This is a genomic window from Paraflavitalea sp. CAU 1676 (genome assembly GCF_029223285.1).
In the GTDB taxonomy this organism is placed as follows: Bacteria; Bacteroidota; Bacteroidia; order Chitinophagales; family Chitinophagaceae; genus Paraflavitalea.
Map to the genome: position 1 here is coordinate 100,861 of NZ_JARHUJ010000001.1, position 21,656 is coordinate 122,516.

The window sequence follows — 21,656 nt, forward strand, 5'->3', positions numbered from 1 at the left end:
TTTACAACTCTTCATCCTCCGAGGCCCGCTTCAAAATGTCTTTTTCCTCTTCTGTCAGGTAGCGATAACCTTGTTGGTTGATCTTGTCTAAAATTTCGTCAATGCGTTTCTGTGTAATGTTTGGAATTCTTTTGAAAGGCTGGGTGCCTTTGGATTCGTAATGCAATTCCTCTTTGGCAGTTTTTTTCCAACTGCGTTTGTCGGGATTGAACAAATTATTGATCCAGTCGAAAAAGCGATTCATCCATTCGCCCCAGTCGCGGCCGCGTTTCAGTTGCACGACAAATACATAACCGATAGCGGCACCAGCCAGGTGGGCCAGGTGGCCACCGGTATTGGAGCCGGTCACCATGGCAAAATCGAGTACCACGAATATGAGGGTGAGTACCCAAAGGGGTATTCCGCCGTTGATCATGGGGAATATGCGATAGCCGGGCGCCATGGCGGTGGTGGCAATGGCGATGGCCATTACCCCGGCAGAGGCGCCTATCAGGCTGCTGAATTTAACGACGTCGGTCAGGACAGGGATCAGGTTGAAGCTGATCACGTAAAAAATACCGCCAGCCAGGCCGCCATAAATGAACAGGGGAATGATCTTCCGCGGGCCGGCGAGGTCTTGCAGAATATAGCCGAAGGCCCACAACCAAAGCACATTACCAATCATGTGCATGGGATCTTCGTGCATGAACATATACGTAAGCAGGGTCCACGGGCGGGTAGCCAGTGTGCCGAGATCGGAAGGAAGGGTAAACCAATGGAGTATTTCTACATTAAAAGCAGCCTCCTTAGAGCCGGACATCCAATATACGATCCACAAAAACTTAAACAGGCAGAATACAATCGCCAGTATAGCCAGCAACAAAACCAATGAATTACCGTCCTGGCCCAGCAAAATGCGTTTCCTATATCGATCTTCCCGCAACACGAAAATATTTTTGGTGAATGTACAAAACCCCGCTCACAACGCCCCTTCCGGGCATTACGATATTGGTAATTAATTAACAGTCGGACAGTGCTTAATGTTGACTTAAAATAATTTACGCCGGTTTCCCCGCCGGTAGCTGAAATAGACGATCAAAAAGCCTACCAGGCCCCCCCCGAGGTGAGCGATATGGGCCACAGGATCTTGGGGGTTGTTTTGAATGGCTGACCAGAGTTCAAGTCCGGCATAGATCAGTACGAACCACTTCATTTTTAAGGGCAAAATGAAGTAGATATTGACGACGTCGTTGGGGAACAGGTAACCGGTGGCGGCGAGCAACCCAAATATGGCGCCTGAAGCGCCAACCATCTGGCCTCTTGTAACATCGCCCTTCAGTTGCCCCGCTACGTTGAAAATTTCTTTGGCGAGGTTGGGGTCGTTAACCCGGCTGTTAACCATGGCTAAGGTTTCGGGCGAGAACGAGGCTCGTATAGAATCATATTTTTTTACCAGCATGGTAAAATTCCGGGCAGTAGGATGGTCGGCCAGGAAGTTCAAATCACTGATCAGGGGGTAGGTTTCTACAAAGGTCGCCAGGCCACTGATAAGCCCTGCACCAATTCCGCAAACCAGGTAAAAGGTCAGGAACCTTTTAGGGCCCCATACCATTTCCAGTTTGCTGCCGAACATGTATAACGCCAGCATATTGAAACCAATATGGAAAAAGTTCCGCGTATCGTGCATGAACATGTAGGTCAATAGCTGATGCGGCTTGAAATCCTTGGAGAGGAAGTGGTGCTGGGCAAACAGCTCGTCGATCGGGAACTTATTCTGAAAGGTGATCTGTGCCAGAAAAATAAGACCGTTTATGATCAAAAGATTCTTAACTATCGGCGTTAAGGGCAAAAACATCCTGTTCGAATACACTATACTGCTATTTTAGGTTATACAATGTAAGGCCTTATTTTCTCAGCTTTAGTTGCACCACATTTTCGATATGATGGGTATGCGGGAACATGTCTACCGGCTGCACTTTCGTTACCTCGTATTTCTCATCCAGCTTGTTCAGGTCCCTTGCCTGGGTAGCCGGATTACAGCTCACATACACCACCAGCGGCGCCTCCATATCGAGGATCTTCTGCACCAGCTTTTCGTGCATGCCGGCACGGGGCGGGTCGGTAATGATCACATCCGGTTTTCCATGGCGGGCAAAAAATGCATCGTCACAAATATCAATAACGTCGCCGGCGAAGAAATCGGCATGGCCGATTTTGTTCAGGGCAGCATTTTCTTTTGCATCATCGATCGCCTCCGCAATAACTTCCACCCCGATGATCTTTTTGGCCTGGTGACTTATAAAAAGCCCGATACTGCCGGTTCCGCAATACAGGTCGTACACTGTTTCCTGTCCCGTCAATTCGGCAAATTCCCGGGTGATCTGGTACAGTTTTTCGCCCTGCCGGGTATTTGTCTGGAAAAATGACTTCGGTCCGATCTTGAACGAGAGGCCTTCCAGTTTTTCTGTAATATATCCTTTTCCGTAATACGCCTTCGGTTCCAGGTCGTATATGGTATCGTTCTTTTTGGGATTGATGGTATACAGCAGGGTGGTGATAGCCGGTACCTGCTGCAACAGGTGGTCAAACAATTTTTTGAGCGCCTCCTGGTCGTCGTAACCAAAACATACATTCACCATCACTTCACCGGTGGTGCAAACCCGGATGATCAGGGTACGCAACCAGCCCTGGTGTGCCCGGATATCATAAAAACTATATCCCTGCTCCCGGGCAAACTGCCGGATCGTATTCTTGATCGCATTGGCGGGTTCCTCCATCAAGTGGCAGGTATTGATGTCAATGACCTTATCGAACAGCCGGGGTACATGAAAACCCAGCGCATTCTCTGCTTCAAATACTTCCTTTCCCTCGATTTCATGGGGCAACAGGTACCGGCGGTTGCTGAACGTGAATTCCAGTTTATTCCGGTAGCGGGTCGACTTGTCGCAGCCTGCAATAGCAGGTATGGGCGGCAGGTTTACCTTTCCGATGCGACGGAGATGTTGTTCAACTTCCTGTTGCTTATAAACCAGCTGCCGGTCGTAGGGCAGCATTTGCCACTTACAACCGCCGCAAACGCCAAAATGTTCGCAGAAAGGGGAAACCCTGTCCTTCGAAAACTCATGAAAATGGGTGGCCTTTCCTTCGGCCCACTCCTTTTTGTTCTTCGAAAGGCGCACATCCACCACATCACCCGGTACCGCTCCTTCTATAAAAACCACCTTGCCATCGACCTTGCCCAACGCTTTCCCTTCTGCAGCATAATCCTGTACTACCAATTTCTGCAGTACCACGTTCTTTTTTCTCATGCGGCAAAGATAACGGATAGCGCGGGAGCATCCCTGCTTTCCCGCCGGCACCTCACAAACTGCCGTTCAAAGACCGGCAAAAGCTTCCGGAACAGCTTTGCAGGCACCTGCAAAACCTTTTTTATAAAGCCTTAATTTTACAGACACAAACACATAACCAACCATTTATGTACTCCACCGGTCAAACCAAATCATTGCAGCAGCTTAGCACCGAACTACTAGATAAAGTGAAAAAGGATGCTGTCGACCCTACAAAGGACCTCGACCATCTACGGGAAGCGCTGCGGTTTCATGAATACCGGTATTATGTGATCAATGATCCGCTGGTGGCCGACTTCGAGTACGACCAGCTCTACAAAACGCTCGAGAAAATTGAAGAGAAGCACCCGGAACTGGTGACCAGCGACTCGCCCACGATGCGGGTGGCCAAAGGCCTTACCAAAGATTTTCCTCCGGCCCCCCACCTGGTGCCGATGCTGTCGTTGGAGAACTCTTACAATGAGCAGGACCTGGTAGACTGGGACCGCAAAGCCCGCGAACTGGCGAAGATCGACGACATCGAATATTGTGTGGAGCCGAAATTCGACGGTGCCAGTATTTCGCTTATTTATGAAAATGACCTGCTCGCCAGGGGCGCTACCCGGGGCGATGGTGTACAAGGGGATGAGATCACGACCAATATCAAACAGATCCGGTCGGTTCCCTTAAGCGCCCGCTTGTCTGATTACGGTTTGCAACAGATCGAGATCCGCGGTGAAGTACTACTGACCAAGGCCAACTTTAAGAAATACAATGACCAGCTGATCGAGCAGAACCTGGCGCCGCTGGCCAATCCGCGTAACGCCGCGGCGGGATCGCTGCGCATCAAAGACCCTAAAGAAGTGGGCAAACGCAACCTCGAGGCGTTTCTCTATCATATCAGCTACTACGTTACCTTGCCGGGGGCCGCTGTTCACCCCCTGCTGGAGACTCATAGCGGGTCGCTCGAACTGCTTTGGCAGTTGGGTTTCCGCAGCCCGATGAAGGAGAAGAAGATCTTCAAAGGCATTGATGCCGTTGTTAAGTATTGCCACGAATTTGAACAGATGCGCGACGACCTCCCGTACGAGATAGATGGCATGGTGATCAAGGTCAATAAACTGGATCTGCAGGATCAGCTGGGCATGACGACCCACCACCCCCGCTGGGCCATCGCCTATAAGTTCAAGGCCCGTCAGGCAACGAGCAAACTCAGGGCGGTTGAATTTCAGGTTGGCCGCACAGGTTCCATAACGCCCGTGGCCAAGATAGAGCCCGTACCCATCGGCGGTGTAACGGTTGGCTCCATCTCCCTGTTCAATGAAGAGGTGATCCGTGAGAAGGACCTGATGATCGGAGATACTGTGCTGGTTGAGCGCGCGGGCGATGTTATTCCCTATATAGTGAAATCACTACCCGACGTTAGAACGGGCAAGGAAGAACCCATTGTTTTTCCTGTAAAATGCCCCGTTTGCCATGATAAACTCGTTAAAACGGCCGATGAAGCCGTATGGCGTTGTGTAAACATTAATTGTGAAGCCCAGGTCCTGCAACGCATTTTCCACTTTACCAGTAAGGATGCCATGGATATACGCGGTCTGGGAGAGGCCATTGTACAAAAGTTCTATGACCTTGGCTTATTAAAGAACATTCCTGGCATTTATACGCTTCCTTTTGATAAGGTGCGTGGCCTGGAAGGGTTTGGCGAAAAGAGTATCACTAACCTGCAATCTGCCATCGCTGCCTCCAAGGAGCAGCCGCTGCACCGCCTCATCTTTGCTTTGGGTATCCGTTATGTTGGTGAAACAACGGCCAAAACGCTTGCTAATGCGGTAAAGCACCTCCTTGATTTCGCTCAATTCTCTTCTGAAGAGCTGAAAAACCTCGAAGACGTGGGACCGAAGGTGGCGGGCAGTATCTATCAGTTCTTCCATAATCCCGATAACATAGCAATGCTTAAGGAATTGGAGGAACTGGGATTAAAGTTGAAAAATGATAAAAAGGATATGGTCACGGACGGCAACCTTTCCGGACAAACGTTTTTGTTCACCGGCACCCTGCCTACGCTAAAACGCAGTGAGGCTGAGGCTTTGGTAGAAAGCAACGGGGGTAAGCTATTGGGGTCCGTGAGCAGTAAGCTAACTTACCTGGTGGCGGGTGAGGAAGCGGGTTCCAAACTGGAAAAGGCTAAGAAGATAACCTCGATCAAGATCATCAGTGAGGAAGAGTTCCTGACCTTGGTTAACCGCTAATTCACATCTTTCTTACAAATGATTTGATTTTCGCATATCTTTTTTTGTAACTTTAGCCAAAAGGAAAAGGCGATGATAAAAAAACTCCCCAACGAGGTGTGGAAACCTTTGCAGTTTCCAGGCTGGAAACACCTCCGTAAAAAGTATGCGCTGTCATCACACGGACGCATAGCCAGCTACACAGAAGATGTCATTGAAGATGGCAAACTGTTACAAGGTTCATTAACTACCGGCTACCGGACCCTGAACCTGCACAGACCCGGAAACAATGGCACTCTGTACATTCACCGCGAGATTGCCCGGTTATTCCTCGGCAAACCGACGGCGAAAAACAAATACGTGATTCACCTGAATCACAACAAGCTCGACAACACCGTGAAGAACCTTAAGTGGGCTTCACTGGAAGAAATGATCAGCCATCAGCAAAACAGCCCTGCAAAGATCGCTTACAAGAAAGTACAGGCGAACCGCACAGAAGGCCTTAAGCTGAATGCTAATCAGGTTAAGAGCATCAAGAAGGTCCTTTCAGACAAGAACCGGAAGATCACCATCAAAAAATTGGCGGAAAAATATGGCGTCAGTGAGATGACGATGTACCGCATTAAAAGTGGTGAGAACTGGGGAAGGATCTAAACTCCTCTACCGGTAAAATGGCTAAGTGGTGTGTATGGGCGCAAGGGACGTCTACACACCACTTAACTTTTTTTGAGCCTTGCCACAGTGGTCCTACCTTTAAATAAAAAAGCAATGTTGCAGGCTTCTACGCTCAAATTCCTCAAAGACCTCAAGAAGAACAACGATAAATCCTGGTTCGATACCCATCGTCCTCAATACGAGACAGCCAAAAAAGACTTTGGCCAATTCATTCAGCAGTTGATCGATAAGCACAGCAAACAGGATCCTACCATCAAAGAACTCACCGCTAAAGAATGCCTGTTCCGCATCAACCGCGATGTTCGTTTCTCCAAGGACAAAAGTCCCTATAAAACCAACTTCGGCGCCAGCATCAACCGTGGCGGTAAGAAATCGATCTATGCGGGCTATTATTTCCACTGCGAACCCGGGCAAAGCTTTGTTGGCGGAGGTATCTGGATGCCCATGCCCCCGGAGATGAAGAAAATACGTCAGGAGATCGACTATTGCCTCGACGAGTTCAAGAAGATACTGGCCAATAAGAAATTCCAGGCTGTATATGGAACCTTAGACCAGGGGGAAGAGTTTTCGCTGAGCCGCGTGCCCCAGGGCTTTGAGAAGGACAATCCCGCAGCCGAATACCTGAAGCTCAAGAGCTGGCTGGCTACGCAGGAGCTAAAGGACAGTGACCTTACTTCGGATGGGCTGGTCAAAAAAGTGACTACGGCTTTCGAGGCCTTGCAGCCCCTTATTGCGTTCCTCAACCGGGCTTTGGATGAATAAAAAAAGTCCCGCCATGCGGCGGGACCGGGAATATGGCTATACGTTCCCTCTAAAATATTACAACAGGTTTTTGGAAACCAGGTATTCTGCGATCTGAACGGCATTGGTAGCGGCACCTTTACGCAGGTTGTCGCTCACCACCCACATGTTGAGGGTATTGGCCTGTGTTTCATCACGGCGCAGACGGCCAACGAATACCTCATCACGATCGTGTGCATCTTTCGGCATGGGGTATTGCTGGGTGGCGGGATCATCTACCACAACAACACCGGGCGACTGGCTCAACAGGGTGCTTACTTCATCCAGCTTGTAATCATCGGCAAACTCCACATTCACGCTTTCACTGTGTCCGCCTACTACGGGGATACGTACGGTGGTAGCAGTAACACGGATGCTGTCATCGCGCATGATCTTCTTGGTCTCATTGACCATCTTCATTTCCTCTTTGGTGTAACCATTGTCGAGGAATACATCGATCTGTGGGATCACGTTGAGATCAATGGGATATTTGTAGGCCATTGGGTATTCGTTGTTGGACCCTTTTTCCGCTTTCGAGCGTTCACCGAACATCTGATCAACGGCTTTCTTACCGGTGCCGGTTACGCTTTGGTAGGTAGATACTACGATACGTTTAATCTTATATTTCTTGTGCAGCGGGTTGAGCGCTACAACCATTTGAATGGTAGAACAGTTGGGGTTGGCAATGATCTTATCGTCTTTACCCAGTGCATCGGCATTCACCTCGGGCACGATGAGTTTTTTGGAAGGATCCATTCTCCAGGCGGAGGAGTTGTCGATCACGGTGATACCTGCTTCTGCAAATTTGGGAGCCCACTCCAGGGAAGTACTGCCGCCAGCGGAGAAGATCGCCACGGCGGGTTTAGCTGCAATAGCGTCGGTCATGCTCACGATCTTGAATCGCTTACCCTTGAATTCGACTTCCTTGCCCACTGATCTTTCAGATGCTACTGGAATGAGTTCTGTAACGGGGAAATTGCGCTCGGCTAATACCTGCAACATTTTGGTGCCTACAAGGCCGGTGGCGCCTACTACTGCAACTTTCATGGTGTGTTGATTGGCTTGTTTATAGTTTATGAATAATGACTTTTTCGCTCGCTGACTGATGAAAGCAAAACGGCCTTCCTGGTGGGGAAGGCCGTTTTGAATATCGTAGCACACAAAGCAGTACTTAGCCTTCCCAATGTCTGGATTGCTTCTTCGTGCGCTTTGTATGTTTCATCATTTTTTGCATAACGAGCAGCAAAAGTAGTCCCCAAATACAGAATCCGCAAATATTTTATTAAAAAAGAGAAAATACTTTCTGCCGGCCGGCGCCATTACAATGGGTATCAAAGTGTTCAAAGTGAAGGATAAACCGGATGACATAGGCATTGGTCGCCTGGTCGGCGATAGGCCTGCCGGCCACGCCAAAGGCACGGCGGGCAATGCTTCATGTGCTGATGAGTGCGCTAAAACAGCTCACGCAAGTATTATAAATTATTTTATTATTTGTTGACGGCTACTTATTTTCATACTACCAGGCGGTTTCGGATAACCGTCATATCCTCATGAAAAACATAACCAATGACTATACGACTGCTTGCTGCATTGTTATTGCTGCCTGCTTCCTTATTGCATGCCCAGCCCGCTCAACGATTCGCGATCCTCATTACTGAATTGATGCCGGACCCTTCGCCGCCTGTTGGTCTACCCGCTCAGGAGTATATCGAGCTGAAGAATGTTTCTCAACGACCAGTCAACCTGCTGGGATGGAAGCTCAGTGACGGAGCCTCCACAGCCAACATCAACGTTGCCTTTATATTGGAGCCCGATAGCCAGGTGGTCATCTGCAGCCATTCGGCCGCCTCCATGTTGAGTGCTTTTGGTTCCTGTATCGGGGTCAGCAATTTTCCCTCCCTGAACAACGATGCGGATGTTATAACGCTTTATTCTCCGGAAGGTGCTACCATTCACGCGGTGGCCTATAGCGACCAATGGTACCAGAACAGCGTTAAGATCAATGGTGGCTGGAGTTTGGAGATGATCGATGCGGCCAATCCCTGCACGGCTGCCGCCAACTGGAAGGCTTCCACACATCCTGGCGGAGGTACACCCGGCAAGGATAATTCCGTAAAAGGCATCAATGCCGACGATATGCCGCCAACCGTTGTAAGTACCTACGCACCAGATAGCCTTACCTTGCTGGTGCTGTTTAATGAATCGCTCGATAGCCTGCAGGCTGCTATACCCGCTTATTACGCTCTCGACCAGGGTATGGGGCATCCTCTCTATGCCGAACCTCAGCCTCCCCTTTTCCGGAACGTATTGCTTACCTGGGGAAGTCAGCTAAGTACAAGTGTGTCGATGCTCACCGTAAGGAACATTACCGATTGCAGCGGTAACCCTATAGGAGCAGGTAATACTGCGAAAGCGGCTTTGGCACAACCCGCCAGCCCCGGAGACCTGGTCATTAATGAATTGTTATTTAACCCGCCTGGCGGAGGGGTGGATTACATTGAGTTGTACAATCGCAGTAACAAAGCGATAGACCTTAAACAATTGTATGTAGCCAATCGTTTGTCCACCGGCAAGTTTACGAACATACACCAATTGACGTCTAATTCAAACCTGCTGTTCCCGGGCGACTACCGGGTACTGACAGAAGACGGCCAATGGGTGCAACAGCAATATATAGGGGCCATGCACGAGGCGCTATTGCAAATGGAGGCGTTGCCTTCGCTGCCCGATGATCAGGGCCACCTGGTATTGATGGACGCACAGGAGGTGGTGATCGACGAATTGCAGTATAATAAAAGCTGGCATTTTGCTTTGCTGGGCAGCGATGAAGGGGTAGCGTTGGAACGAATAGATTATAGCCAGTCTGCCCAAAACAGCCAGAACTGGATGTCGGCCGCCTCCACGGCGGGGTTTGGTACACCGGGCTATCGCAATTCGCAGTTCAGGGCCGATCTGCAGGCGAAGGGAATGATACGGCTTACGCCCACCCTCTTCTCGCCCGATCATGATGGCAGGGACGACTTTGTAAGTATCCAGTATCAAATGGCGGAAGCTGGCTTTGTGGCCAATATCACCTTCTTTGATGCAGCAGGTGCACCAGTAAGGCACCTGGCGCGCAACGCCACGCTGGGCATGGAGGGAACTTTCAGGTGGGATGGGTTGGATAATGAAAGGCGCCGGTTACCACCGGGCAATTATATCATGTATGCGGAATTGTTTAACGGACAAGGGAGAACAAAAAAGTTCAGGAATACTGTAACATTAATACGTCACCTATAACTAATAAATAAAATTTAAACCACCTTCTGCATGAAAAAGACATTCTTAGCATTTGCAACAGTGTCAACGCTGGTCTTATTCTCGTGTAAAGACAAAGCCAAAGAAGGAAGTGCGGATTCTACCACTTCTTCTACAGAACAAACCGCATCCGGATCCGATACCAAGGCGGCTACCAATGAACCTAAAACCTATAAGGTAACATTCTCGCCAGACACTCTTTACCTGGGTAAAGGCAAGGAACTGTTTGTAAAGATCAAGAATGCAAAAGCGGTTGCGCTGCAGGATCCCGATGGGAAGTCGGAAGGCATCGAGTTTACGTATGACCTGGAGCTGACCAACAAAAACCCAGTAGGTGGCAACAGTGTTTTCTTCACGCCCGGCGATTCCCGTCTTACGCTCGACAATGGCAACAACATTACCCAGTACACAGGGGTAGGCAATGGTGTTGATGCTGAATCAACGAAAGATATTACGGGCATTACCTACAATATTCCGGCAGGTGCAAAGCCCAAAGCGCTCAACCTGTTTCATGATGGAACAAGGGTTGCTGTGGCAGTTACCGTAGAGTAAAGGAAGGCCTTAGGCGTGCGCGGACCTTATTCCGTCGGCCAGCCTCCATGGCTACAACATAAACGTAAAAGGGTCGCTGCGAGGCGACCCTTTTACGTTTATTGCAATCCGGACTTACGAGTTGGTGAGTTCGATATCGAAGTTGACGAGGTTTACAAATTGCTGGATACGCTGATCAATATCCGCCTGGGTGATCTCCTTTAAGCGCTGGGGACCGAATTTTTCCACGCAGAAAGATGCCATGGCAGAACCTACAATGATGGCCGTCTTCATGTTCTCGAAAGAAATGTCGCGGGTACGGGCGATATGGCCCATGAAGCCGCCGGCAAACGTGTCGCCTGCGCCGGTAGGATCGAATACTGATTCCAGTGGTAATGCAGGTGCAAAGAATACCTGGTCGCCATGGAACAGGAGGGCGCCGTGCTCGCCTTTCTTAATGATCAGGTATTTGGGCCCCATCTTCATGATCTCTTTGGCCGCTTTTACGAGGGAGAACTGGGCACTCAGTTGTCTTGCTTCACTATCGTTGACCATCAGCACATCTACCATTTTCAGGGTCTCTTCCAACTGAGGCATCGCTACTTCCATCCAGAAGTTCATGGTGTCCATCACGATCAGCTTCGGACGGGTCTTCAGCTGGGTGATCACTTTCTTTTGGATAACCGGGTCGAGGTTGCCCAGCATCAGGAACTCTGCGCCCTGGTAGGATTCGGGTAACTGGGGATTGAAATCGAGCAGCACGTTGAGATCGGTAACCAGGGTGTCGCGCGTGTTCATATCCATATGGTAGCGGCCACTCCAGAAGAATGATTTCTTGTCAGGAACCACTTCCACGCCTTCGAGTTCCACACCTCTTTTTCTCAGTTCGTCCATTTCTTCTTTCGGGAAGTCGAAGCCTACGATCGACACCTGCTTGATCGGCTGCACAAATTTGCTGGCCGCATAAGCTACATAAGTGGCAGAGCCACCTATGATCTGGTCGGTTTTACCAAAAGGTGTTTCGATAGCGTCAAAAGCCATCGTTCCTACAGAGATCAGAGACATAAAGTAGTTTGATATTTAGAATGTTTGATAAATATTCAGCGCGCAAACCTACACGAATTTCCCCAGCTATGCGTAGGGAAGCAGATATATTAATATGCCTGAATATCTGTTGAGCTGGCTTATTGGCGGGTCGTTGCCGATGGGGCTGCGGGAGGCGTTAGCCTGAATCTTTATCCGCCAGACGGATAATTTAGAAATTTTCGCTAACAGGTGTTAGCACTTTATTATCTTTGATCAATTACCGCTTATGGCAAAGATTAAAAGCAACCGGAACAGCACCCGCAAAGAGGTCATCATCACCGAGGCCGCTAAACTGTTCCGTGAAAAAGGTTTCAGCGCAACCTCTATGCGCGATCTGGCAGAACATGTGGGCGTGGAAGCCGCCAGTCTTTACAACCACATCAGTTCCAAAGCCGAGATCTTGCAGGAGATCTGTTTTAAGGTGGCCAACCTGTTTATGACGCATATCGAGGAAGTAGACAGTAGCCCGCAAAGCGCGATCGCCAAGATTGAGGCCATCTTACGCTTCCATATCCGCCAGATGATCGAACATTATGAGGAGGTGTATGTAAGCGACCGCGAGTGGAAACACCTTACGGAGCCTTACATGCAAAATATGCAAAGCCAGCGGCGGGCCTATCGTCAACGGATCGCCCTCGTTATTGAAGAGGGTATCCGTAAAGGAGAGATCAAGGCCATAGATGCGCCTACCGCAGTCCTGATCATGCTGCATGCTGTAAGCGGTATCGAATCCTGGCACCGCAGTACCAAAAAGATCGAAGGGCACGTGCTGGAGGATAATATGGTTATGATCCTCGTAGAGGGGTTGAAGAAATAATCCGATCTGGCTACCGCTAAAAAAATAGATTGCTTGGCTACTCACTTCCATACACTTACCATTGCTGCCGTACAGAAAGAAACGCCGGAATGTATTTCGGTTACTTTCGATATTCCCGCCGATCTGCGGGATGCTTACCAGTTTAAGCAGGGGCAGAACATCACGCTGAAAACAGTCATTGCCGGAGAAGAAATAAGAAGGTCCTATTCCATTTGCAGCAGTCCGCTCGACAATGAATTGAAAGTGGCTATCAAATCCGTAGAGGCAGGCAGGTTTTCCTCCTGGGCCAATCAGCAATTGAAAAAAGGGGATATCGTTGAAGTGCTTCCTCCCACGGGCAGGTTCTTTACCGAGCTGGCTTCGGCGCATCAAAAGCAGTACCTGGCCATTGCAGCAGGCAGCGGCATTACCCCGATACTTTCCATCATCAAAGCTACGCTCGCTATTGAACCACAAAGCCGGTTCACATTGATCTATGGCAACCGCAACCGGGCTTCGATCATCTTCCGCGAGCAGCTGGAGGCGCTGAAGAACCGCTATATGGGCAGGCTGGCCGTGCACCATGTACTCAGCCGTGAAAAGACCGACGCTCCCGTCAATCATGGACGTATCGATGCCGATAAATGTGAGCAGCTCAACAGGCTGATCAATTTAACTTCCATGGATGAGACCTTCCTCTGCGGTCCCGAATCGATGATCTTTTCTGTGAAAGACTGGCTGGAGGCCAAAGGGGTAGATAAGAAGAAGGTTCATTTTGAACTGTTTTCCACGCCCGGCGAATCGCACCAACCCGGTAAAACAATCCATAAACAGCAGGAAGGCGCTCCGTCGTCCGATAAGAAGAGCCAGGTTACTGTAAAGCTCGATGGGATCGCTTTCGGCTTCGACCTGAAATACGAAGGAGCGTCGATACTTGACGCGGCCCTGCAGCAGGGAGCCGATCTTCCTTTTGCCTGTAAAGGCGGCGTATGTGCAACCTGCCGGGCCAGGCTCACCGAGGGCGAGGTGGAGATGGATATTAATTACGCACTCGAACCTGAGGAGATAGCACAGGGATTCATCCTCACCTGCCAATCGCATCCACGTACGGAAAAAGTGGTGGTAGACTTCGACGTGCGGTAGAACAGCCTTATTTTTGATCCATGCAAAACATCCGGAACATTATTTTTGACCTGGGCGGTGTACTGCTCAATCTCGACATGCAAAAGACCGAAGATGCTTTTACCGCCATGGGGGTTAAGAATTTCAAGAGTTTATTTGCCCTTGGCCATGCGGCTTCTTTTTTCAAGGAATACGAGGTGGGCAGCATCGACGATGAGCAGTTCATCACTTCTTTACAGACGCTGGCCGGTATTGATGCCGGCAGGGAGGCTGTCATTGCTGGTTGGAATGCCATGTTACGCGATTTTCCGGCAGAAAGGATCGAACTACTGAAAGGGCTGAAGCAAAACTATCGCCTCTTCCTGTTCAGTAATACCAACGCTATTCACCTTCAATCTTTCCAAAAGACCTACAGCGATACGTTTAGCGGCAACCTGCTCGATGACCTGTTCGAAAAGACCTGGTATTCGCATAGTATCAATATGCGCAAGCCCGATGTAAAGGCTTTCGAATATGTGCTGAAAGACGCTGGCCTGCAGGCGGCGGAGACAATGTTTATCGACGATGCATTGGTGAATGTAGAAGGTGCGCGGGCGGCCGGTATGCATGGCCATCACCTGGAGCCGGGCAAATCGGTGCTCGATATTGCCTGGTAGGTTTCCGGAGACCTTATTTTAATTCTTCGAAATCAATATAGTCGCCCGCTTTTTCTTTAGAAGGCGAGGGAGGGCGCTGTGTGGTATTCGCGGCACCTTGTTGAAATTGCTGCTGCTGTTGTTGGGCGTGAGCCTGGTTCATGTGTTGCTTAAAATCCTTAACCTGCCTGCGCACCTGGCGGGTAACACGAAATGCCGGTATCAGGAATTTGACTACAAACTGATACAGGAAATAACCAAGCAATATCCAGAGTATAACACGTAACATAATATTTGCAAATGTACTACCAAATAACATTAGGGCTCCCTCAATTGTTATGTTAAAATACCGGCGCTGCCCGGGTATATTAAATTCCATTTAATCTTCACGTTCTGATAGGATTGCATGGCTGATACCAGCGATTGCCCCCTGCCGTAAAAAATAGATTTGCGCGGGCTGTCGAAATTAGTGCGGATAGGGCATTTGCTGAAGGGAATGGGTGGGCAGGTCATCATAAGTTTTGCAGATTTGGAATGAATACGTTAATTACCTTACCTTCGCAACGGAAAAAGAAGCAAAGAGAAGGGAACGGGGACGTTCCCTTCTTTATTTTCCAATGCAGGTTATGACTATAGATACTCAAGTTTCGACGATTGAAAAGATGTTGGAAGAGCTGTTGGCCGAAGATCCGGCTCACTTCCTGGTGGAAATTAAGATTAAGCCTACCAACAATGTTAAGGTGTACCTGGATGGAGACCAGGGCATTACTATTGAAAAGTGCATCAGCATTAACAGGGCCTTATACAAAAAGCTGGAGGAGGCTGCCCTCTTCCCGGGTGACGATTTTTCGCTGGAAGTTTCTTCCCCCGGTTTGGATGAACCCCTTAAAATGTACCGGCAGTATAAAAAGAATGCAGGCCGGCTCGTGGAGGTGTTACTGAAAGACGGCGTCAAAGTAGACGGGAAGTTGCTGGAAGTGCTGGAAAACGAGATCGTGGTGGAGGAAACCAAGGGAAAAAATAAGAAAAAGGAAGTGATCCTGCACCATTTCCCATTCGAATCAATAAAATCAACTAAAATTCAAATAGTGTTTTAAGCCCCGGACACCTGTCCCCTGTTTTACTGCTTACGGGAACAGCAGGACTACCAGGCCGGTGAACAAGTTTAAAAATTGTAGCATATGGCAAGTATTAACCTTATTGAGGCTTTCCAGGAGTTTAAGGAAGCGGAAAATATTGACCGTCCCACGATGATGAAAGTGGTTGAAGACGTGTTTAAAACATTGTTGCGGAAGAAATTCGGCAGTGATGAAAATTTTGACGTTATCGTAAACGCTGAAAAGGGTGACCTGGAGATCATGCGTCGCCGTACTATTGTGGAAGATGGAGCTGTACAGGACCCCCTGGCAGAGGTGGCGTATAGTGAAGCCGTAAGAGTAGCCCCCGACTTTGAGGTGGGTGAAGAGCTATACGAGGAAGTGAACATCCTCGACTTCGGTCGTCGGGCCATCCTGGCTGCCAAGCAAACCCTGGCCAGCCGGATCAGCGACCTGAAGAAGAACGTACTGGTTAAAAAGTACGGAGACCGCGTAGGCGATATCATCAGCGCCGAAGTATACCAGGTCTGGAAAAAGGAGATCCTCCTCCTGGATGAGGAAAGCAATGAGTTGATACTGCCAAAATCAGAACAAATTCCCCAGGATTATTTCAAAAAAGGCGAAAACACCAGGGCTGTAGTAAAGAAAGTAGAACTGAAAAATAACTCACCCGTCATCATCCTTTCCCGTACCTCTCCCTCTTTCCTGGCTAAATTGCTGGAAATTGAGGTACCTGAGATCTTTGATGGCCTGATCGTAATTAAGAAGATCGTGCGTGAACCTGGCGAAAGGGCTAAGGTGGCTGTAGAATCGTACGACGACCGTATCGACCCTGTGGGCGCCTGCGTAGGTATGAAAGGCAGCCGTATCCATGGTATCGTTCGTGAGCTGAAGAATGAGAATATCGATGTGATCAACTGGACCAACAACGTTCAGCTGCTGATTCAACGTTCATTGACCCCTGCAAAAATTACCAGCATGGAGCTGGACAACGAAAAGAAGCAGGCGAATGTCTTCTTAAAGCCCGACCAGGTATCGCTGGCAATCGGTAAAAAGGGTGTGAACATTAAACTCGCACAAGAGTTAACTGGTTATAGCATAGACGTTTATCGCGATACTGAAGGTGAACCCCAGGAATTCGACATCAACCTAGAAGAGTTCAGTGATGAGATCGAAACCTGGATCATCGACGAGTTCAAACGCATCGGTTGCGATACTGCCCGTAGCGTACTTGATCTCACCCCCGAAGAACTGGAACGTAGAACAGATCTCGAAAGAGAAACGATCGATGAAGTACGAAAAGTACTGAAGGAAGAGTTTGACAAGGAATAATAAGCAGGTTGAGCAGTTGCGAAGAAGATTAACCGTGTAGTTGGCTAAAATTGTGGCACATTTGCAGAAAGGTTGAAGAAGATACGACTTTTAAGACGTCTGAAGATTGACGAACTTTCAAGACCTTTACTGCCTGTTTGACTGATTATTTTTCATTGCCAGACAGCAAACAAAACAAAAAATTGTCTTACAATAACGAATGGCAGAAACATTAACACCCAGATTGATGGCCGCGGCCAAGGAGTTTAACATCGGTAAAGAAACGCTGGTGGACTTTTTGGTGGGCAAGGGATTTGACAAAGACGAACTGAAACCTACGTCTAAGCTGACGGAGGACATGTATCGTGCTTTGCAACAGGAATTCCAGAGTGATAAGGTGGCTAAGCTGAAAAGCGATCAGATCGACCTTCCCAAAGGAAGCCTGGAGGCTAAGAAAAAGAAAGAAGAGGAAACAGTTGTATTCAAGAAAGAAGCAGCGCCCGTTCCCAAAAAAGAAGAAGAAAAGAAGGAAGAACAGCCTCCCCAGCAACCGCCGGTCGTAGTGGAAGAACCCAAAGCGCCTGTGGTAGCTGAAGAGCCCGCTCAGCCTGAGGTGACCAAAGTTGACGCCCCCGAGATCGAAGGCCCCAAGGTCTTCGATAAAATAGACCTGTCTGCTATCGACTCTTCTACAAGGCCCAAGAAAACGATCAAGAAGAAGGAAGAAGAAGTGAAGCCTGAGCCAGTGCCTGAGCCAGAGCCTGAAGCTCCGGTGGAAGTGCCTGTTGCCAAAGTGGAAGAGCCGAAGGTGGAAAAGGTAGAGGAGAAGAAAAAAGAGGAAAAAGCACCAGAGCCTGTAAAGGAAAAGGAGAAAGAGAAGGAAAAAGAAAAAGAGGTAGTAGCTGAAACTCCTGTGGTGGTCCCCGAGGTGAAGGAAGAGCCTAAACCTGCTCTTCAGGAAAAAGAAGAAGAAGCTGGTCCGGTTATATCGAATATCAAGGCTGAAAAGCTGGAAGGTCCCAAGATCCTCGGTAAGATCGAACTTCCGATCGCCGGCGATAGGAATAAGCCGCAGGTTCAGCAGCCCCAGAATCAGGGTGCAGCTGGCGCCAGCAGCGAAGAGAAGCGGAAGCGCAAGCGTATTCCGATCGAAAAGAAAGATCAGCAAACGCCTCAACAACGCGCTCAGCACCTGTTCAAGAAGCCAGAAGGTCAGCAGCATCAGCAGCGTCCGCATGGTGGTCAACATGGTGGCCATGGCCAGCAAGGCCAGGGTGGTGGCCAGTTCAGGGGTGGTCAAAATCGTGGAGGACATCATGGAGGTCAGGGTGGTAACCGCCCGGGTCGTCCGATGATCAGCCGCGAGCCTAAGGAAATCAACGAGAAAGAGATCCAGAATAAGATCCGCGAAACGCAGGCCAAACTTTCCGGTTCCAGCGGTCGTGGTAAGAGCCTGAAAGCTAAATACCGTCGTGAGAAACGGCAGGAAATGGCCGATCAGGGTGCCGATGACATGCAGGACAACAAGCTGCAGGTAACAGAATTCATCAGCGTAAGCGAATTGGCTACCCTGATGGATGTGAACTTCGCAGATGTGATCAGCAAGTGTATGGGTCTTGGTTTGATGGTGTCCATCAACCAGCGTCTCGATGCAGAGGTTATCGAACTGGTGGCCAACGAATTTGGTTACGATGTTGAGTTCATCGACATGGAGAAGCAAATGGAGATGGAGGAAGAAGAAGATGTGGATGATGAAGCAGACCTCAAGCCACGCGCACCGATCGTTACCATCATGGGTCACGTAGACCACGGTAAAACCTCTTTGCTCGACTATATCCGGAGCGCCAATGTAGTGGCCGGTGAGTCGGGTGGTATCACCCAGCACATCGGTGCCTATGAGGTAACCGTTGCGAATGGTAAAAAGATCGCCTTCCTCGATACACCTGGTCACGAAGCGTTTACCGCGATGCGTGCCCGTGGTGCCAAGGTTACCGATATCGCCGTGATCGTGGTAGCTGCCGACGACGCAGTGATGCCACAAACGCGTGAGGCCATCAGCCACGCTCAGGCGGCCGGTGTACCGATGATCTTTGCAATCAACAAGATCGATAAGGATGGAGCCAATCCCAAAAAGATCTACGAACAACTGGCCCAGATGAACCTCCTCGTGGAAGAATGGGGTGGTAAATACCAAAGCCAGGAACTCAGCGCCAAGAAGGGGCTGAACGTAGACCTGCTCCTCGAAAAGATATTGCTCGAAGCCGAGTTGCTCGACCTGAAAGCCAACCCGGATAAGGAAGCTGTTGGAACGATCATTGAAGCGAGCCTTGATAAAGGACGTGGATATGTAGCGACTGTTCTTGTGCAAACCGGTACGCTTAAACAGGGCGATCTGGTGGTTTCCGGCCAGCACTTCGGTCGTGTGAAAGCGATGTTCAATGAAAGGAACAAACGCGCAGACCTCGCTCCTCCTTCCACGCCTGTACTGATCCTCGGCCTCAACGGTGCGCCGCAGGCAGGTGAGAAGTTCAAGGTGTATACTGATGAGGCTGAAGCCAAAGAAGTGGCCAACCGTCGTGCGCAGATCCTTCGCGAACAAGGTATCCGTACCAAGAAACATATTACCCTCGATGAAATTGGCCGTCGTTTGGCACTGGGCAACTTCAAACAGTTGAACCTGATCATCAAGGGCGACGTGGACGGTTCTGTGGAAGCCCTTACCGACTCACTGCAGAAGCTTTCTACTGAAGAGATCGTGGTGAGCGTGGTGTTGAAAGGTGTGGGTGCGATCACTGAGAGTGATGTATTGCTCGCAACTGCATCCGATGCGATCATCGTTGGTTTCAACGTTCGTCCGTCGGCACAGGCCAACCGCCTGGCAGAAGGCGAAGGTGTACAGATCAAGCTGTACTCTATCATCTACAACGCTATCGACGAGATCAAGAGCGCGATGGAAGGTATGTTGGAGCCGAAGATCCAGGAAAAGATCGTGGCCAACGTGGAAGTGCGCAACGTGTTCAAATTCGACAAGGCAACGGTGGCCGGATGTTTTGTACTGGATGGCAAGATCCAGCGCAACTCCAAGATCCGCGTTATCCGCGACGGTATCGTGGCCTACCCCAAAGGCGAAGGACAAAGCGCCGAACTGCAGTCGCTTAAACGCTACAAAGATGATGTCAAGGAAGTCGTATCCGGTATGGAGTGCGGCCTGACGATCAAAGGGTTTAATGACATTCAGGTGGGTGACATCGTTGAAGCATTTGAAGAAGAAGAAGTTAAGAGAACATTATAATTAATCCGGCAGCCGGTAAGTGCAAAAAGATCACAACGATCTGAAAGCCTTACCGGTTTCTTTTTTCAAACGTTTTGTTAATTAACTACCCCTGGCTCTGGTAGTGTATCTCAGAAGGTATATTTGAATAATATGAAGCAATTTATCAGCGCGTTAGTAGCCCTCTTGTTGGTATCGGCTGCCTTTGCACAGGCTCCCCGCAAAGTAGTAGCGGATAAGATCGTAGGAATTGTAGGGGACAAGATCATATTAAGGTCTGATGTATTCAATGAGATACTTGACAGACAACGCAGGCAGGAGCAGGTGCCGGAAAATGCGGAATGCATGATCCTCGAGCAACTGCTGGGTATGAAAGCGCTGGTATTGCAAGCTGAAAAAGATTCACTGCTGGTAACCGATGATGAGCTGGAAGCGTTGCTCGACAACCGCATCCGTGCCTTCATTCAAATGTATGGCGGTAAGGATGCCCTAGAACAAATCGCCGGCCGTACCATTTATCAGATCAAAGAAGATTTCCGCCAGTCCATCAAAGAAGGAAAGATGGCGGAGAATATGCGCGATAAGATCGTAGGCAACCTCAAGATCACCCCGCAGGAAGTAAAAGACTATTTCGACAAAATTCCCAAAGACAGTCTGCTGTACTACGAATCAGAAGTAGAAGTAGGTGAGATCGTCGTATATCCCAAGGCGAGCCGTGAATTGGAAAAACTGGCCATGGATGAGTTAAGCGATTTCAAACAACAGGTAGAATCCGGCCGTCAGAAATTCGAAACCCTGGCGAGGCTGTATTCTGATGATCCCGGAAGTAAGGAAACGGGTGGTCGTTACGCTATCAACCGTACTGAAAAGTCTTGGGATCCTGCATTCATCAATAATGCCTTCCGCTTAAAGGAAAAACAAGTTTCACCGGTATTTAAATCGAAGTTTGGTTATCATATTATTTACATGGAAAGCCGCTCGGGCGATGATGCGATCGTGCGTCATATTCTTCGTATTCCCAAGATCACCGATGCTGAGATCAATGAGGCCGTTAACAAACTTGACTCCGTTAGAGCAAGGCTGATAGCCGGCACCATCAATTTTGGAGAAGCCGTTAACAAGTACAGCGAGGATGACAACTCCAAATTTACAGGTGGCATGCACCCTCCCGTTACCATCGACCAGCTCGATAAGGAAATGGTAGAGATGATGGCTAAGACGAAAATGAAAGTGGGCGAATACTCCAAACCTGCCGCCTTCAAAGACGAACGTCAGAAACAAGGTGTGCGCGTTGTATACCTGAAGTCAAGAACTGAACCCCATCGCGAGAACCTGAAAGACGATTATGACCGGGTGGCAACACGCGCCCTGGAACGGAAGAAACAAGCGGCATTGGAAAAATGGTTTGCTTCGAAAATTCCATCTTATTATCTGATGGTTGACAGCGACTTCACCCATTGTACTAACTTAAGCTCCTGGTATCAATACGCTGCCAAGGCAGGAAAATAAGGTAGGGGAA

At 49.2% G+C, this 21,656-nt stretch carries 18 protein-coding genes; 12 read left to right on the top strand and 6 right to left on the bottom strand.

What is annotated here, in order from left to right; genetic code table 11:
• Position 1: 1 nt before the first annotated feature.
• From P2H89_RS00420 to rlmD, 3 genes are all read right to left on the bottom strand, one after another.
• Positions 2–925 (bottom strand): rhomboid family intramembrane serine protease, encoded by a 924-nt coding sequence (locus P2H89_RS00420; RefSeq protein ID WP_275824487.1) that lies wholly within the window; start codon positions 923–925, stop codon positions 2–4.
• Between the two features lie 102 nt (positions 926–1,027).
• A complete protein-coding gene (locus P2H89_RS00425; protein ID WP_275824488.1) occupies positions 1,028–1,834 on the bottom strand; it encodes a rhomboid family intramembrane serine protease in 807 nt (268 codons plus the stop codon).
• A gap of 49 nt (positions 1,835–1,883) precedes the next feature.
• The gene (gene rlmD, locus P2H89_RS00430; protein ID WP_275824489.1) at positions 1,884–3,287 is read right to left on the bottom strand and encodes a 23S rRNA (uracil(1939)-C(5))-methyltransferase RlmD; all 1,404 of its coding nucleotides are present in this window, start codon (positions 3,285–3,287) and stop codon (positions 1,884–1,886) included.
• 167 nt (positions 3,288–3,454) lie between these two features.
• On the opposite strand from rlmD, the gene ligA reads away from it, so the two are divergent.
• From ligA to P2H89_RS00445, 3 genes are all read left to right on the top strand, one after another.
• Positions 3,455–5,557: an NAD-dependent DNA ligase LigA gene (gene ligA, locus P2H89_RS00435; RefSeq protein WP_275824490.1), complete on the top strand. Its 2,103-nt coding sequence runs from the start codon at positions 3,455–3,457 to the stop codon at positions 5,555–5,557.
• Between the two features lie 72 nt (positions 5,558–5,629).
• The gene (locus P2H89_RS00440) at positions 5,630–6,190 is read left to right on the top strand and encodes an NUMOD4 domain-containing protein (protein WP_275824491.1); all 561 of its coding nucleotides are present in this window, start codon (positions 5,630–5,632) and stop codon (positions 6,188–6,190) included.
• Between the two features lie 114 nt (positions 6,191–6,304).
• Positions 6,305–6,973, top strand: coding sequence for a DUF2461 domain-containing protein (locus tag P2H89_RS00445; RefSeq protein ID WP_275824492.1), 669 nt, complete (start codon positions 6,305–6,307; stop codon positions 6,971–6,973).
• A gap of 57 nt (positions 6,974–7,030) precedes the next feature.
• Here P2H89_RS00445 and P2H89_RS00450 read toward each other — a convergent pair whose 3' ends face one another.
• Positions 7,031–8,038: an aspartate-semialdehyde dehydrogenase gene (locus P2H89_RS00450; protein WP_275824493.1), complete on the bottom strand. Its 1,008-nt coding sequence runs from the start codon at positions 8,036–8,038 to the stop codon at positions 7,031–7,033.
• Between the two features lie 519 nt (positions 8,039–8,557).
• On the opposite strand from P2H89_RS00450, the gene P2H89_RS00455 reads away from it, so the two are divergent.
• A complete protein-coding gene (locus P2H89_RS00455; protein ID WP_275824494.1) occupies positions 8,558–10,270 on the top strand; it encodes a lamin tail domain-containing protein in 1,713 nt (570 codons plus the stop codon).
• Positions 10,271–10,300: 30 nt separating this feature from the next.
• Positions 10,301–10,840, top strand: a complete 540-nt coding sequence (locus P2H89_RS00460) for a hypothetical protein (RefSeq protein WP_275824495.1) — start codon at positions 10,301–10,303, stop codon at positions 10,838–10,840.
• 114 nt (positions 10,841–10,954) lie between these two features.
• On the opposite strand, the gene P2H89_RS00465 is transcribed toward P2H89_RS00460, so the two are convergent.
• Positions 10,955–11,884 carry a PfkB family carbohydrate kinase gene (locus tag P2H89_RS00465; protein ID WP_275824496.1) on the bottom strand — a complete coding sequence of 310 codons (930 nt, stop codon included), beginning with the start codon at positions 11,882–11,884 and terminating at the stop codon, positions 10,955–10,957.
• Between the two features lie 247 nt (positions 11,885–12,131).
• Here P2H89_RS00465 and P2H89_RS00470 point away from each other — a divergent pair, with 247 nt between their 5' ends.
• The 3 genes from P2H89_RS00470 to P2H89_RS00480 are packed head-to-tail and all read left to right on the top strand — an operon-like array spanning position 12,132 to position 14,479.
• Entirely contained in the window at positions 12,132–12,722 is a 591-nt protein-coding gene (locus P2H89_RS00470) for a TetR/AcrR family transcriptional regulator (protein ID WP_275824497.1), read from the top strand.
• Positions 12,723–12,755: 33 nt separating this feature from the next.
• A complete protein-coding gene (gene paaE, locus P2H89_RS00475; RefSeq protein ID WP_275824498.1) occupies positions 12,756–13,844 on the top strand; it encodes a 1,2-phenylacetyl-CoA epoxidase subunit PaaE in 1,089 nt (362 codons plus the stop codon).
• A gap of 20 nt (positions 13,845–13,864) precedes the next feature.
• Positions 13,865–14,479 (top strand): HAD family phosphatase, encoded by a 615-nt coding sequence (locus P2H89_RS00480; protein ID WP_275824499.1) that lies wholly within the window; start codon positions 13,865–13,867, stop codon positions 14,477–14,479.
• Between the two features lie 13 nt (positions 14,480–14,492).
• Here the strand turns inward: P2H89_RS00480 and P2H89_RS00485 are convergent, their stop codons facing one another.
• Positions 14,493–14,747 carry a DUF4834 family protein gene (locus P2H89_RS00485; RefSeq protein WP_275824500.1) on the bottom strand — a complete coding sequence of 85 codons (255 nt, stop codon included), beginning with the start codon at positions 14,745–14,747 and terminating at the stop codon, positions 14,493–14,495.
• Between the two features lie 337 nt (positions 14,748–15,084).
• Between P2H89_RS00485 and P2H89_RS00490 the strand changes: the two genes are divergently transcribed.
• The 4 genes from P2H89_RS00490 to P2H89_RS00505 all read left to right on the top strand — a co-directional run bounded on the left by P2H89_RS00490 (position 15,085) and on the right by P2H89_RS00505 (position 21,646).
• Positions 15,085–15,555 carry a ribosome maturation factor gene (locus P2H89_RS00490; RefSeq protein ID WP_275824501.1) on the top strand — a complete coding sequence of 157 codons (471 nt, stop codon included), beginning with the start codon at positions 15,085–15,087 and terminating at the stop codon, positions 15,553–15,555.
• An 84-nt stretch (positions 15,556–15,639) separates the two neighbouring features.
• A complete protein-coding gene (gene nusA / locus P2H89_RS00495; protein ID WP_275824502.1) occupies positions 15,640–16,887 on the top strand; it encodes a transcription termination factor NusA in 1,248 nt (415 codons plus the stop codon).
• Between the two features lie 199 nt (positions 16,888–17,086).
• Positions 17,087–20,158: a translation initiation factor IF-2 gene (gene infB, locus P2H89_RS00500; RefSeq protein WP_275824503.1), complete on the top strand. Its 3,072-nt coding sequence runs from the start codon at positions 17,087–17,089 to the stop codon at positions 20,156–20,158.
• A gap of 132 nt (positions 20,159–20,290) precedes the next feature.
• Entirely contained in the window at positions 20,291–21,646 is a 1,356-nt protein-coding gene (locus P2H89_RS00505) for a peptidylprolyl isomerase (RefSeq protein ID WP_275824504.1), read from the top strand.
• The last annotated feature ends 10 nt before the right edge of the window (positions 21,647–21,656 follow it).